This is a genomic window from Ignavibacteriales bacterium (assembly GCA_020635255.1).
Classification (GTDB): domain Bacteria; phylum Bacteroidota; class Ignavibacteria; order Tepidaquicellales; family Tepidaquicellaceae; genus JAEYVS01.
This window is the reverse complement of sequence record JACKAC010000002.1, coordinates 743,533-758,433: the sequence shown is the minus strand read 5'-3', so window position 1 is coordinate 758,433 and position 14,901 is coordinate 743,533. Positions and strand designations below refer to the sequence as shown.

Annotated in this window: 11 protein-coding genes; 7 read left to right on the top strand and 4 right to left on the bottom strand. The window is 37.8% G+C overall.

Going from position 1 to position 14,901, the window contains the following annotated elements; all coding sequences use genetic code 11:
• Positions 1 to 109: 109 nt before the first annotated feature.
• Together H6614_11285 and H6614_11280 are read right to left on the bottom strand one after the other, a co-directional pair.
• Positions 110 to 2,560: a TonB-dependent receptor gene (locus tag H6614_11285; protein MCB9244249.1), complete on the bottom strand. Its 2,451-nt coding sequence runs from the start codon at positions 2,558 to 2,560 to the stop codon at positions 110 to 112.
• 171 nt (positions 2,561 to 2,731) lie between these two features.
• Positions 2,732 to 3,823 (bottom strand): beta-lactamase family protein, encoded by a 1,092-nt coding sequence (locus tag H6614_11280; protein ID MCB9244248.1) that lies wholly within the window; start codon positions 3,821 to 3,823, stop codon positions 2,732 to 2,734.
• A 206-nt stretch (positions 3,824 to 4,029) separates the two neighbouring features.
• Here H6614_11280 and H6614_11275 point away from each other — a divergent pair, with 206 nt between their 5' ends.
• From H6614_11275 to H6614_11265, 3 genes are read left to right on the top strand one after another with little or no spacing between them, the layout of a single operon-like run.
• Complete coding sequence (locus H6614_11275) at positions 4,030 to 4,917, top strand: hypothetical protein (GenBank protein ID MCB9244247.1); 888 nt, start codon at positions 4,030 to 4,032, stop codon at positions 4,915 to 4,917.
• On the top strand, positions 4,914 to 5,594 hold the full coding sequence (locus H6614_11270) for a hypothetical protein (GenBank protein ID MCB9244246.1): 681 nt from the start codon (positions 4,914 to 4,916) through the stop codon (positions 5,592 to 5,594). Before H6614_11275 ends, H6614_11270 begins: the two co-directional genes overlap by 4 nt.
• A 51-nt stretch (positions 5,595 to 5,645) precedes the next feature.
• The gene (locus H6614_11265) at positions 5,646 to 6,113 is read left to right on the top strand and encodes a DUF3996 domain-containing protein (protein ID MCB9244245.1); all 468 of its coding nucleotides are present in this window, start codon (positions 5,646 to 5,648) and stop codon (positions 6,111 to 6,113) included.
• A 108-nt stretch (positions 6,114 to 6,221) separates the two neighbouring features.
• On the opposite strand, the gene H6614_11260 is transcribed toward H6614_11265, so the two are convergent.
• Complete coding sequence (locus tag H6614_11260; protein MCB9244244.1) at positions 6,222 to 7,679, bottom strand: hypothetical protein; 1,458 nt, start codon at positions 7,677 to 7,679, stop codon at positions 6,222 to 6,224.
• Positions 7,680 to 7,863: 184 nt separating this feature from the next.
• Here H6614_11260 and H6614_11255 point away from each other — a divergent pair, with 184 nt between their 5' ends.
• Complete coding sequence (locus H6614_11255) at positions 7,864 to 9,528, top strand: SBBP repeat-containing protein (GenBank protein ID MCB9244243.1); 1,665 nt, start codon at positions 7,864 to 7,866, stop codon at positions 9,526 to 9,528.
• A gap of 131 nt (positions 9,529 to 9,659) precedes the next feature.
• A complete protein-coding gene (locus H6614_11250) occupies positions 9,660 to 11,447 on the top strand; it encodes a VCBS repeat-containing protein (GenBank protein MCB9244242.1) in 1,788 nt (595 codons plus the stop codon).
• A 1-nt stretch (position 11,448) separates the two neighbouring features.
• Here the strand turns inward: H6614_11250 and H6614_11245 are convergent, their stop codons facing one another.
• The gene (locus tag H6614_11245) at positions 11,449 to 12,162 is read right to left on the bottom strand and encodes a Crp/Fnr family transcriptional regulator (GenBank protein ID MCB9244241.1); all 714 of its coding nucleotides are present in this window, start codon (positions 12,160 to 12,162) and stop codon (positions 11,449 to 11,451) included.
• A 143-nt stretch (positions 12,163 to 12,305) separates the two neighbouring features.
• Between H6614_11245 and H6614_11240 the strand changes: the two genes are divergently transcribed.
• On the top strand, positions 12,306 to 14,720 hold the full coding sequence (locus H6614_11240; protein MCB9244240.1) for a heavy metal translocating P-type ATPase metal-binding domain-containing protein: 2,415 nt from the start codon (positions 12,306 to 12,308) through the stop codon (positions 14,718 to 14,720).
• Positions 14,720 to 14,890, top strand: a complete 171-nt coding sequence (ccoS, locus tag H6614_11235) for a cbb3-type cytochrome oxidase assembly protein CcoS (GenBank protein ID MCB9244239.1) — start codon at positions 14,720 to 14,722, stop codon at positions 14,888 to 14,890. Before H6614_11240 ends, ccoS begins: the two co-directional genes overlap by 1 nt.
• Positions 14,891 to 14,901 lie beyond the last annotated feature (11 nt).

The following is a 14,901-nucleotide window of genomic DNA, read 5'->3' as shown; positions in this document are numbered from 1 at the left end:
TCCTTCCTATCTATAACCCAAATTACGCTTAAATAATTCAATTTTAAACAAAAAAAGCCCCCTCCGTCACAAAGCCGGAAGGGGCGTATAAGGGCACAACGTTCTAGAATTAGAATCCTATATTTCCGCCGTCATCTCTTGGAACATTAGGACGCCTTTTTTGGTTCTTGTCCTGCTCGCCGAACCTGATAGTAAGCGATAAATTCGCCGTCCTTGAATCCCTTTTGAAAAACAGTGTTTCTGAATATGAAGGATCGTTTATATCTATATCAAACTTTGATTGATTGAACATGTCACTAACTCTAAATGATAGTGTCGCGATACCGTCAAAAAAGTCTCTGGATATCGAAGCATCAAATGCCTGGAACGGCTTTACAACTGCCTGGGCAGTCACAAATTCACCGGAATAGAAATATGATAACTGGAAGTTAAACCAACCTGGCAGATTAACCCTAGCAGAAAGTCTTCCCGAGCCGGTAGAGTTTTCATTCTCTGCTCCCGCTTCAAAGTTATCAGCATTTATTTTAGTTTTATGATAACCAACACTTCCATTCAGACTCAACCATGGAAACGGTCTCGAATTGACAATCAATTCAGCTCCGTATGTATCAGAGGAATTGAAGTTGTTAAAGGTCGTAAGAGTTGTCACGCTGTCTATAAATGTCCTGGTCCTGTTTATCTGGTTATCAGATCTCCTATAATATATCTGAGGAATAATCGTCGTTGTTGAGAAATATTTAGCAAAGCTTAATTCAACGGAGTTGATGTATTCCGATTCCAGGTCCGGATTTCCGGAAAATATGTTCCGGCTTCCTGCAGAAAATGACGGGAATGGATTAAGCATTCCTGCGCGTGGTCTGTTTATTCTCCTGCTGTAGCTCAATGATAACTCTTCCTCGGCTCCAAGCTTTTGTGAAAGGCTCACGCTAGGAAAGAAATCCAAATAATTTTTATTAAATTGCTGATTAGTTGTAATAAGTTCACCTGTTCTGTTGGTATTCTCAGCTCTTAAACCAACATTATAAGTAAAGTTCTCTCCAATACCGCTGGAGAACAATGCGTAGAATCCATTAACCTGACGGTCGAAATTAAATTCGTTTGACTTATTCAGATCATTAACATACTGTCCGGTAGTGTAATTCAATGTATCATATACATAAGTATTCTCGTCAATAATAAATTCACCCTGGTACCCGGCTTCCAATTTCGAACTCTCACCAATAGGATGAGTGTAGTCTATCTTTGCGTTAATTTCTTTAGTAGTATTATCCTGTAATTCATTAAAATTAAAAGGCTCCGGTTCCAATTGAGGATAAGTGTACGTATTTATTGTGTTTCCATCCTGATCATCACCATAATCATCATATGTAATTTCAAAATCGAGCTTTTGCTTTGGATTTGTAAACTTTTTATAATAATTCAAAGCCGCGTTGAAATTATACCCGTCATCCGTAGAGTGAATATTTGTCAAGAATTGCTCAGTTAGAGCAAAATTTGCATCGTATTCGGTATTATTCTGGAAGGCAGTATTCTTAAAATTCCTTTTATTATAACTTGTAGAGAGGGTAAATGAGTTTAGCTTATCTATTGTGTAATCCAAACCGCCCCTTACATAATCTGAAACACTCCTAAACCTGGCACTGGCATCGAGGTCATAGTAAGGATTGGTGGTATTAAAGAATACTTGCCTGTTGCTTTCGGAAGTAAATTGGGATGTCCAGATATTGTGACTATAATCAACAAATACATTCAAGGCACCCTTTTTTAAATTTCCGCTGAAGCTTCCGTTATATTTATCACCTGTCGTGGTGCTGAGTGTGACCGTACCATTATATCCGAATCCATCACTTTTTTTCGTAATAATATTAATAATACCCGATATACCTTCCGCCTCATATTTAGCAGACGGGTTATTGATTACTTCAATCGATTCGATATTCTCGGCAGAAATGGAACGAAGTAAATTTACCCTGTTAGGACCGTCAAGTCCGTACGGTTTTCCATCAACGGTAATTTTAACTCCCTCACTTCCCCTAAGGCTTATATTTCCATCCTGATCGACGCTGACAGAAGGAATATTCCTAAGCGCATCAATTGCGTTTCCACCTTTTAGAGTAAGATCTTTTGAAACATTAAAAGTTTTCTTTTCAGCTGTTATCTGAACTTCCGGGGCTTCTTCTTCGACAACAATTTCTTCGGTAACAGTCTCCCCTGCTTTTAATTCGATCTTCCCAAGGTCAACATTCGTTTTTGTAGCGGTAATATTAATTCCACGGAGAACAGCTGTGCTGTACCCAATCAAATTTACTGTGGCATAATATTGTCCCACGGGGACATTAGGTATAGTGAAGTTTCCAGCGGCATCAGTATTAGCACCAGCGACAACATTTACAGAATCAGTAATGCTATATAGAGACACCCCTGCCTCCTCGATAGGCGTTCCTGTACTTTTGTCTACAACAGAACCTGTAACGGTTCCGCTTCCCGCATCCTGTGCAAAACCTGTGGAAACCGAAAACGATACCATTACAAGAATTAGAAGGTAAAATAGTTTTTTCATCTCCGATTTGTTAAGTTAGTTTTCTCCTTTTAAAGCGGCATTGCTTTCCTATTTTTGACGAAAAAGGGGTCAAAAGGTTTCAGGAAAAATATAAACTTAGTATGGGATTACTTCTCGAATTTTGCTAAATTTCAAGAAGTAATCCTGTTTGTAGGGTATATTTAGGATAAATTAAAAATTTACTGGTTTATCAGGAGTGAGGAATTTCGACAATTCCTTTAGGATATTGAAAGACTGATTTCCGGGCTCTGTGTCCTCAGCCATTGTTCCGTAAACTATTACAGTATAATCTCCGTAAGGCTGGTACCCAAAGGCACCGCTAAAACCATTAAAAGAAGGATTTTGTACACACCATCCATTTACTACTACAAAGCCTGAAGCAAAGTATAATCCGGGTTTTTCCAGATCTCTGTATTGTGACATCAGGATTTTGAGGGATTCTTCTGAAAGGAGTTTACCACTGCCAAATATAGGACCCCATTTCCCGAGGTCTTCGATATTGGAGTATAATGCGCCGGATTCCCCTGTCCAGGAAGGATTCCAGTAAGTGGCGTCTTCATACACACCTCTATCGGAACTGAATGAATGGAGAACCGGTAAAGGTAGTTCAGGCGTTGACATGTAGCCGGTATTCATCAAACCAAGAGGGATAAATATATTCTCTTCATAAAGCTCTTTCATTGTTTTGCCTGTCGCTTTTTCCATAACTTCACCCAGTATAGTAAACTCAGTATGAGAATATTTCTGATTAGTTCCGGGGCGGAAATTTAATTGTCCGTCTGAAACAGAGTAGGAGATTATCTCTTCATCAGTAATCTCTCTAAAGGGATCCTCTAAAACCATATCAATAAAAGAATCGTTATAAACATAGTCTTTATACCCGCCTGCATTTTTGATCAGCATTCCCACTGTAACAGAATCGCCTGCGAGGATGTCGGGAAGCCATTTGGAGATCTTATCATCTAGGTTTATTTTTCCCTGGTCGACTAACATCATTAGTAGTGTGCCCTGGAAAGTCTCCGTAACTCCTCCGATACGGAAATGCATATTTTTCTCAACTGATACACCCGTCATCGATTCACCATATGTTACAAGTGCTAGTTCTTTGCTGCCCTGCCAAACACCGGCAATCAGTGCCTTTACTTTCGACTGAAATGCAAGCCGTGTAATAGTTGTAGTCAGCGAATCACTTTCTGTATGTTGAGGATATGCCGAAGATGAAAATGTCAGTGCTATAAAAAGTGATAAAATGATTTTCCTCATAAACATATTTTTTGTGAAGATAGCCATTTTTTTTAACAAAAATGTTAAAATTTACATGATTTTAGCATTTTTAATTCATTTTAAAATGGAGCAAATACTGACCACCGTTAAACAATTGAAAATTTATAACTTAACCTCTTTCTATTGACTTTTGAGATTAAAAGACTTAATTTTGTTGTATAATTTTTGACAACAATTTTGAGTTAATGGAAGAAATTGTAACAAATCTGGAAAAAATCGGCTTTACAAACAATGAAGTGAAAGTATTTCTTGTTCTCTACAAAGGAAAAAACATGACAGCGGCTGAGATTGCTAAAGATGCAAAGATGCAAAGAACCTCGGTGTACGAAATATTAAAATCTTTTGCAGAGAAAGGTATTTGCAATGAGATCAAGACCGCAACAAGATGCAGGTACGAAATGATAGACCCGGAGGTTGTACAGGATAAGATATCAAATAACATTAAGACAGAACAAGAACAAAAGATAAAGTTCTTAACCGAATCATTCGAGAAATTAAAGCCCATATACGGTTCAGAACAGCACGGGAACATTAAAGAACAAGTCGAGTTAATAAAAGGTTTTAATAAACACCGACATTTAAAATTTATAGATCTTTTAAAGAAAGCCAAGAAAGAAGTTTTATTGATGATAAGGCAGGAGGTATATGTATCGGGAGAGATAGATGAAGTAGGAAAGAATTTTGTAAAGAACGGCGGTACGCTGAAATCAATATATGAATCAACGGGAAACTTTAAGATACTGGAAGGAAACAGCTGGGTGAAGGTAACAGACGAAAAATTATATGAGATTTACCGTTTCTTTGAGAAATACGGGGAACAAATAAAGCTAACGGATAAGATCGTTCAAAACATTGCAATTTTTGATCGTGAGGTAGTATTTATTAACCTTGTGGATAAAACTATTCCAGGAAGCGAGAGAACAGATATTGTAATATACAACAAGCAATTTGCTGAGTATGAAGCAATGAATTTTCTCGATCTATGGAAACAGTCGGAAACACTAGATGATTTTGGGGAAAGATTAAAATCGAATAGGGGTAACGGAGAAAACAACATAAAAAAATTAGGATGAAATCGCAAAAAAACTTACTATTTGGAATTGTTGTCCTGGGACTTTTAGTATTATTCCAATTCCTCCAAGGATGTAATGACGACATATTTGCTCCTCCCCCGGATGTAGATAATTTAGGTATAAGTACCTACAGTACTGCTGATACGGTGGATAATGACATTTTGGTACTTGATTCGGTAAAGATATTAATCAAAGACATCAAAATAATTGTCGCTGATACGAACGGAAATAATTTCAAGACCGGACCTTATGTATTATATTTAAATTTGAATTCTTCTATCAATGTAATCGACACAGGATACCTGTCTGCCGGTACGTATCAAAAGATCAAGTTCGAAATACATAAGCCGAATAATAATGACCCAATTCCCGATCCGGAATTCAGGGATTCAGCCGGAAACTATTCTGTAATAGCCAAGGGTCGGTTTAATGGAATTAGCTTTGTATACAAGTCGAAGAAATCGGCGCATCAATTCCTAACTTTCCCGACTGGAATAGTTATTACGAATGAAGGCAAAACCAATGTCACGCTGAGCGTAAATCCTTATACATGGTTCATTAAAAATGGATTATACCTTGATCCGAATCTGCCGGCTAATGAAAACGATATCGATAATAATATAAAGGACTCATTTAAAGCATTTAAAGACGACGATAAAAACGGGATACCGGACTAATGGACTATATAATTTTTCCAGACACAGGTTCAACAAACAAAAAAAATTATTATGAAAAAGATAATATTTGCAACACTGTTCATACTCTTAGCTTCTACATTATCTTTTGGGCAAACAAATAGTTTTGGAGTCGGTATTATAGTAGGTGAGCCTACGGGATTAAGTATGAAGTTAAGACTATCTGAAAACACAGCCATCGACGGCGCATTAGGATGGTCTTTTGAGGACAAGGGTTCTTTACATATTCATGGAGATTTCTTACTTCATGATTACAGTCTGATACATGTAGATGAGGGCAGACTCCCTATCTATTATGGTATCGGCGGCAGGATAAAACTTAAAAACGAAAATAAGGGCAATGATGACGATAGGATCGGAGTCAGAGTCCCGGTTGGTCTTGCATACGAGTTTTCCAGCAGAAAGGCAGATATATTTCTCGAAATAGTGCCAATACTGGATCTGACGCCTGAATCACAAGTGTCGTTTAATGCGGCGCTGGGCGCAAGATATTACTTTTAAACCCTGAATTATTAATTGAGTTTGTGGCTAACCCTGCAAACCCGTACTAACAGAAAGCCTCTCAGGAATTTTCCGGGGAGGCTTTTAAATTTATATCTAAGAAGGTTCTTATTCTATCTCTTGAGCCTTTCTCATGAGCCATTCCGAAGTGGCTTTATTCTCAAGCTCTTCTATTTCCTGCTTAACCGCCGGAAGATTTTCGATAGAATTATTCAGTCTTATCTTTGCCAGACGCCCAATTAGATTACAAAAATTAGTGTACACACTTACTACCCGATCTGATATATGTTTATCACTCGAGAGGAAATGTCTAAATGCGTCAATTGAAGATAGAAGTTGTTCGTAAAGATCAAGTTCATAGTATGTTTTTACCATCAAGTATCTGACATCAATCTTAAACTGGACAAGGTCCAGGTCAATTTTCATAATATTATCAAGTGTCTTCTCAAACTCTTCCCTCTCGTAATTTAAAAGTGCCATGCTTAGATGATAAATATTGCTTTGCTCACCCAGAGACAATTTATTCTTATTTTCCTTAATGAAATTCTCCAGCCAGTCAAATTCTTCAGCAATATTAGCGGCGGCAACTATATTTCGGAATAACTTAGCAGAAAAATGACCACCCTCATATTCAGAACAAAGATCCAGTTTCAGCATTTTTTTGTAAACATTCATAAGTACCTGTTTATACTCCTGCTTTCCCATTTCTATTTTTAGGGTACATATAGAGACAAAAATATAGTAGAAATTTCTCATTTCAACCCATGAAAACCGTGAGCCGTTTTTTTCTAAGAGGTTCATAAAGTTAGATGTATTTTCTTCGTTATCCGGTTCGAGCAGTGACATGAGTTCATAGTAGTAAATACTAATGTAAGGATAGAATTCTTTATCCCTCTGCTTCAAATACTTAATCAAGTCCGGAAAGTCGATCTGCTCAAAAAGTTTATTGAAGACAGAGGATGAAAAATCTGCTCTGAACTCTACTTCGTACAGGAAAAGATTGTACTTAGCTTGAAATATGAAAACAAGCAGAAGCTCTATAAGAAACAGGGAATGGTCTTCCATATCTTTCACTAATCCTGCATCGCGAACTTTGTATAAAAAGTTATTTAGTTTATCTTCTACAATGTAGTACTTTCTTAAAAAGTATTTTTCGGATGGCGGAATGAACTCATTGTACTTAGTTTCCATATCGGTCAGCGTTTTATTATATAAACCAGCCAACCCGCGTTCACCCAACTCTTCAAGCAGTGATTTCCTTACATTATACTCATCCTTAGAGTACCTTATATAAGAAAGATAATCTTCTACCACTCTCATCAGAAATGAACTCAACCTTCTTATTACCCTGTCATCGTACTTTTTACCGGGATATAATTTCGAATAAATTTTTTCGTCCTTAATGCTGTGCTCATTAAATTCAGGATAATATTTCTTGAGCAGATCGAAAAACCTTTTAACTTCGGTCCTTCTATTATGAAATGGAGAGTCGACAAATCTGCCAAATCCTTTAAACTCATCATTTGACAGACTCTTTAGAACCTTTATTAAATTGGAATTTTTCACCTGTTTTTTTGAGATAATTGAATCTTAAAAAACCAAAGATACGTCAGATTTTAAATGATAATGTGGTTTTTTACAGGTAAACACAATGTAATATTTGAGACAATTTTGGAAAAATCTCTTTTATATTAAGAGCGTGGCTTTAGTAATTTAGGTCAACATTTTTAGTAATAAAAATCAGACGGAAATGACACAGAGTAAAAAAATCAGTTTCGCATTATTTCTTATCCTGCTAGCTCTACTCGGAGCAAGTCAAGCCGGCGCACAGGTCAGCGAGCTATGGGCGGCAAGGTATAACGGTACGGGAAGCTCCGCAGATGAGATCAGTAAAATGGTAGTCGATGGGAATGGTAATGTATATATAACCGGAAGGTCCAGAGGAACCGGTTTTAATAATAACTTCGATTATCTAACCATCAAATACAGTTCTTCAGGCGATACTCTCTGGGCAAGAAGATATGATGGAGGCGGAAGTGGTCTGCCGACCGACGAGGCACGCGACATGGTGGTCGACAGTCTTGGGAATGTTTACGTGACGGGATTTAGTGTTGGAGCAGACATGACATCGGATTACCTCACAATAAAATATGATAGCAATGGAGATACATCATGGACAAGAAGATATAGTTATACTACCAATAGTAACGATAACGGAAATGCCATCGCAGTAGATGAGCTGGGATATGTATATGTTACCGGGACAAGCAGCGGTGATTACCTGACAATATGTTATGATGCATCGGGTGTATTTCAATGGACCGCACGATATAATGGAACCGGTAACGATGTTGACATAGCCAAACACATCATATATAAAAACGGCGCTCTTTATGTTTCCGGTATAAGCAGAAATACATTTAACTCATCGATCAGCAATGATTACCTTACTATAAAATATAGCTTAAATGGTGATTCCCTCTGGGTAAGCAGATATAACGGACCGGGCGATAATTATGACGAGCCGACATCGATGATCGTCGATAATGCGGATAACGTTTACTTGACCGGCTTCAGCAGAAACACAAGCTCGGCATCAAGTTCAGACTATCTAACTATAAAATACAACCAATTCGGCGACTCGGTATGGGTTAATAGATATGACGGAACAGGAAGCGGTCAGGATGAAGCTAATGACCTGGCTATAGATAATTCAGGAAATGTATACGTAACCGGAACAAGTGTGGGAGCAAGTACATTTTCGGATTATGCAACAATAAAGTACAACTCAACCGGATCACAGCAGTGGATTACACGATACCATGGTCCCTTTAATACAAGCAATGACTATGCTCACTCGATAGCCTTGAGTCCAAATGGTTTCATATACGTTACCGGAGGAAGCAACAACAGCAGTATAACAACAACCGATATAGTTACTATCAAATATAATATGTCAGGAGATCAACAATGGATGAAAAGTTATAGTGGAACCGGAAATGGCGGCGATATGGGCTACCAGATTGAGATTTATAACACCGATTTTATTTATGTCTCGGGTAATAGTGAAGGAATTTCGGCAGGACAGGATTATATTACCCTAAAATATGAAAAGACCACTAGTATCATATACAGTACTGGAAATATTCCTAACTCATTCAGGCTATATCAAAATTATCCCAACCCTTTTAATCCTTCCACAAAAATAAATTTCGATATCCCCGAACAGGGCAATGTGAGTTTGATAATATATGACCTATTGGGAAGAGAGACTGCAGTTTTAGTAAACCAAAAGCTCGATGCAGGCAGCTATGAATATGAGTGGAATGCTTCATATCTATCAAGCGGGATATATTTCTATTCTATACAGACAGGCAAACACAGAGAAACGAAGAAACTTGTGCTAAGCAAGTAATTCCGTCTGAAAAAGCCCCTGTTTTGTGGCAGGGGCTTCTCTGTCAATATAAATCAACCCGGGTTATTCCGGGCTTTTTTGTAACTTAATGCCGTATTTTACGAAAATAATATAAATAACCTCCTTAGCATATGACTAGAAAATTTATACCTATTTTTTCACTGATCTATATTTTCACGCTGGATTCCGCGAATTCCCAGTCATTTACAAAGATAACAACAGGCACCATTGTTACTGACGGAAGGTATTCTGAAGGCGCATACTGGTTCGATTATAATAATGACAGATATCTAGATCTATTCGTAGGGAATATTGTGAATCAGAACAACCTTCTTTATCTAAATAATGGTGACGGGACATTTACTCAGATAACAAGCGGGAGTATTGTCAATGATGCCGGGTTTTCGTATGGAGGATGTTTTGGTGATTATAATAATGACGGGTATCCGGATATGTTTGTAGAAAATGGTGGATCAAATTCCAACCAGGCAAATTTTTTATATATTAACAACTCCGGTCTATCATTCACAAAGATCACTTCCGGCAATATCGTAACAGATGCAGGCGGTTCTTGGGGATCGGCAACGGCAGATTATGACAGGGATGGGAATCTCGATATTTTCGTTTCAAATTTCAATCAGAACAACTTTTTATATAAGGGAAATGGTGATGGGACGTTTACGAGAATAACAACAGGTGATATAGTTAATGACGGCGGTGCTTCATTAGGATGTTCATGGGCAGATTATGATAACGACGGGTATCCTGACCTATTCGTAGCAAATGCAAATTTCGGAGCAGGACAGAATAACTTCTTATACCATAATAACGGTAATGGAACATTTACCAAGATCACGACCGGGAATATAGTAACAGATGGTGGAAATTCTGTAGGAGGAAGCTGGGGTGATTATGATAATGATGGAGATATAGATCTCTATGTGCCCAATTATTTCAACTCAAATAATTTCCTATACAGAAATGATGGTTTGGGAACATTCACTAAAATTACCACCGGGATTATTGTAAATGATGGGGGTTCTTCCGTCGGGTCTGCGTGGGGTGATTACGATAATGACGGAGACCTGGATCTATTCGTCTCGAATGATAATAATGAAAATAATGCCCTCTATGAAAATAACGGGAACGGAACATTCACTAAAATCACTAACGGGGATATCGTAAATGATGGAGGCAGATCGAACGGATCCGTATGGGGCGACTACGATAACGATGGCGACATCGACCTTTTTGTGACAAACGGAGACCAGCCGACCTCACAAAGCAATTTTCTTTATAAGAATGACGGCAACTCAAATCACTGGATAAATATTCTTTGTAAAGGTATAAACTCGAACAGATCGGCTATTGGTACTAAAGTAGTTCTTAAAACAAACATAAATGGAAATAATATAACCCAAACACACGGAATATCCGGACAAACGGGATACAACGCTCAAAATAGCCTTAATGTAGAATTTGGACTTGGAAATGCATCAGTCATTGATAGTTTGATCATTATCTGGCCTAATGGAAACATTGAACCGTTTGCGAATATAAGCTCAAACCAATTCGTAACAGTAACCGAAGGACAGGGAATTGTTGGCGTTAACCCGGAAGGAATCATATTACCAGGAGATTACCGACTCGAACAGAACTATCCAAACCCATTCAATCCAACTACGGAGATTGCATTCTCACTTCCTCACAACGCATTTACAGAATTAAAAATATTCGATATAACAGGCAGAGAGATTGCATCCCCCATCAGTATGATACTTAATGCCGGGTCTCATATAGCTCAATTTAATTCAAGTAAAGTCGCTAGCGGTACATACTTTTATAGGATAAAGGTTTATAGAGAAAGAAGTAACGAAGTAGTTTTTAGCGATGTAAAGAAAATGGTGGTATTAAAGTAATCTAATCGGAGATGTTTGCTATCGAAATGAGTTTCTGAGGATTCAAAATGAGGATTCTCTTTGTGTCAAAATCTATAACCTTATCATGCTTGAATTCAGAAAGAAGTCTTGTAGCAGTTTCCCTTGCGGTTCCCGCTATACTGGCTATATCGTACCTTGACATAGAAGCTTTTATTGTTTTGCCGTCGTCCTCCATTCCATAAAATTCCTTTAGCATTAGAAGTGTCTCAGCAACCCTTTCGCGCACTTGCTTTTGCGCAAGACTGGCGATAGTTATCTCAGCAGCATCAAGCTCACTTGCAAGAAGCTTCATTAACTTCATTGATACGTCGGAATTAGTTTGAACGAGTTTCAGAAAGTTTTCCTTTGGAATCTGGCAGACTTTAGTATCCTCAAGTGCTACTGCTGAGACTGTACTGGGTTCTCCCGTCAGCATTGATCTGTATCCAAGAATATCTCCCTGCTTTGCCATCCTCAATATCTGTTCCCTACCATCAACACCAATCTTTGAAGTTTTCACTACACCTTCATTAATGCAAAATATACTCTGGGGATTATTTCCCTCCCAGAATATGATCTGACCTTTAGGATAGATATTGCATGTTTTATGTAATGACAGATTCTCAAGGTCTTCAACATTCAGATCACAAAAGACGGATTTGAACCTGGACTTGCAATACTCACAATGTATATGTTCTAAAACCGGTAATTTCATTCAATCAGCATATTCAATAAATTATTAGCTAAAACAGGAAGTTTCAATGCAAAGATTGTGACTAAAATCACAATGTCATGTGATACCACTCATAGGCATAAACCTCAAAATCGTGTTATTTTTGTAATAACTGATTTTAATACGTGCAAAAACTTGGAGAAAAAATAGTCCCGGATGAGGTAAAGTGTTATCATTGCGGGGATAAGTGTGGCAATAACAGCATTTACATTGAAGAAAAATTCTTCTGCTGTGAAGGCTGTAAGATGGTTTTCTCCATTCTCTCCGAAAAGGGTTTATGTCAATATTACGATATTGAGTCCGTCCCCGGACTAAAGCAAGCAGATAATATTTTTGAGAAAAGATACGATTATCTGGATGATCCCGATACAATAAGTAGTTTATGTAATTTTTCCGGCAATAATTTCCGATCCGTAACTTTTTTTATCCCAACTATTCACTGCTCGAGTTGTATCTGGCTCTTAGAAAAGCTAAACAAACTTAGCCCCGGTATTATTTCCTCAAAAGTAAATTTCCTAAAAAAAGAATTATATATACAATTCGACGACAACACCACTCTTAAAGAGATAGTAGTGTTACTTGCGCGTATCGGATATGAACCTACATTAGGTCTGGATTCAATATCACATAAAAATGCTGAGAAAAAAAATGACAGGTCACTCTATCTGAAGCTCGGAGTCGCGGCATTTTGTTTTGGGAATATAATGTTATTATCATTTCCCGAATACCTTTCGTCAGGCGAGGTTGATGCGTCATTAAAAAGTTTGTTTGCATATTTGATGCTTACTTTATCGTTACCAGTTATATTTTATTCAGCATTAGATTACTTCATCTCTGCATTTAAAGGTATCAGATCAAAAGTTCTCAACATAGATGTTCCCCTCTCATTAGGAATAGCAGTTCTATTTACAAGAAGTGTGGTAGAGATACTCGTAACCGGAGATCCCGGTTTCATGGATTCGATGACAGGATTGGTCTTCCTTCTATTGTTAGGAAAAGTATTTAAAAATAAAACATACGAGGCATTAAATTTCGAGAGAGATTATACTTCATACTTCCCGCTTTCTGTAACGATCAAAAATGGGAAGGAAGAACTTTCCATTCCACTCGCCAAACTGCAAAAGGGAGACAGGATAGTTGTAAGGAATAATGAGCTAATTCCGGCTGATGCAATACTTATTAAAAGTGACGCTAACATTGACTACAGTTTTGTCACTGGTGAATCCGAACCTGTTAAGAAATCATCAGGCGATGTTATTTACGCAGGGGGAAGGCAGGTGGGAGCAACTATAGAGCTGGAAACCATTAAAGAGGTTTCCCAAAGCTATCTAACACAGCTTTGGAATAATGACACCTTCACATCCGTGAAGAACGAGAGACACATTTCACAAGCGGCTAATACATTCAGCAGATATTTTACTCCGGCAATACTATTAATTGCAGTTGCAGGAGGTCTTTTCTGGCTGAGCGATGGTTTTGACATTGCTCTAAATGTGTTCACTGCGGTACTCATTGTCGCATGCCCGTGCGCGCTTGCGGTTTCACTGCCTTTTACTTTGAGCAATGCAATGAGAATACTTGGTAAGAATAGACTCTATGTAAAAAACCCGTCTGTAATTGAAAACATGTCATATGTTGATACGATAGTTTTCGATAAGACGGGAACAATAACAAATATCAATGACAGCGAGATAAACTATAACGGAAAGTTCCTTGATAAGAATGAGGTCGCTCTAATAAGGTCTCTCGCTCGAAATTCTCAGCATCCGCATAGCATTAAACTTTTCAATAAATTGGAAAGCGAATACACATATGAGGTAGCAGATTATATAGAAGAATCAGGTAATGGCATTAGAGGGAATATACTTGGCAGAAAGTTAAAGCTTGGAAGCAGAAAATTCGTTTCGGGGCTGGACACTGAAAACATTACTTCAAGCTCAAAGGTTTATGTTTCGATCGATGGTATAGAATATGGTCATTTCTCAATAAATAATCATTACCGAAAGGGATTAGACAAGAATATCGAGGGACTTAACAACTACAATCTTCATCTTTTATCCGGAGATAATAACAGCGAAAAGGAAAATCTGGAGAAGCTTTTCGGGACTGACACTTCAATACACTTTAATATGTCAGCACACGACAAGCTGGAATATATTAAAGACTTACAACTGAAAAAGAATACAGTATTAATGATAGGTGACGGACTAAATGATGCCGGAGCACTAAAGCAAAGCAATATCGGTATCTCCGTCTCCGAAAATATAAATAATTTTACCCCTGCAAGCGACGGAATCCTCGAAAGCGGTATGTTCGAAAAACTAGAAAGCCTTATTGTTTTCTCCAAGGACAGTATGGCGATCATTAAAATCAGCTTCGTTCTTTCGATATTTTACAATATCGCAGGTCTTGGATTCGCGCTTCAGGGGCTTTTAACACCCTTATCTGCCGCAATATTAATGCCCTTAAGCTCAATCACAATAACAGCATTTGGTGTATTGGCAGGAAACTTTGCAGCAAAAAGAAGGAGATTATTATAATGTCAGCAATCGTTGTATTACTAGGGCTGAGCATATTAATAGGAGGAGGTTTTTTGATCGCGTTTATTCATGCAGTTCGGAGCGGTCAGTATGAAGATAAATATACACCTTCAGTGAGGATGTTATTCGACGATTCAGAAAGTTCAGAAGAAAGTAAAACTAAAATATAATTTCAAAACAG

Bases quoted from the DNA above. Each gene is read 5' to 3' on its own strand.
- H6614_11285 (MCB9244249.1), bottom strand. From the start codon at position 2,560: ATGAAAAAACTATTTTACCTTCTAATTCTTGTAATGGTATCGTTTTCG.
- H6614_11280 (MCB9244248.1), bottom strand. From the start codon at position 3,823: ATGAGGAAAATCATTTTATCACTTTTTATAGCACTGACATTTTCATCT.
- H6614_11275 (MCB9244247.1), top strand. From the start codon at position 4,030: ATGGAAGAAATTGTAACAAATCTGGAAAAAATCGGCTTTACAAACAAT.
- H6614_11270 (MCB9244246.1), top strand. From the start codon at position 4,914: ATGAAATCGCAAAAAAACTTACTATTTGGAATTGTTGTCCTGGGACTT.
- H6614_11265 (MCB9244245.1), top strand. From the start codon at position 5,646: ATGAAAAAGATAATATTTGCAACACTGTTCATACTCTTAGCTTCTACA.
- H6614_11255 (MCB9244243.1), top strand. From the start codon at position 7,864: ATGACACAGAGTAAAAAAATCAGTTTCGCATTATTTCTTATCCTGCTA.
- H6614_11250 (MCB9244242.1), top strand. From the start codon at position 9,660: ATGACTAGAAAATTTATACCTATTTTTTCACTGATCTATATTTTCACG.
- H6614_11245 (MCB9244241.1), bottom strand. From the start codon at position 12,162: ATGAAATTACCGGTTTTAGAACATATACATTGTGAGTATTGCAAGTCC.
- ccoS (MCB9244239.1), top strand. From the start codon at position 14,720: ATGTCAGCAATCGTTGTATTACTAGGGCTGAGCATATTAATAGGAGGA.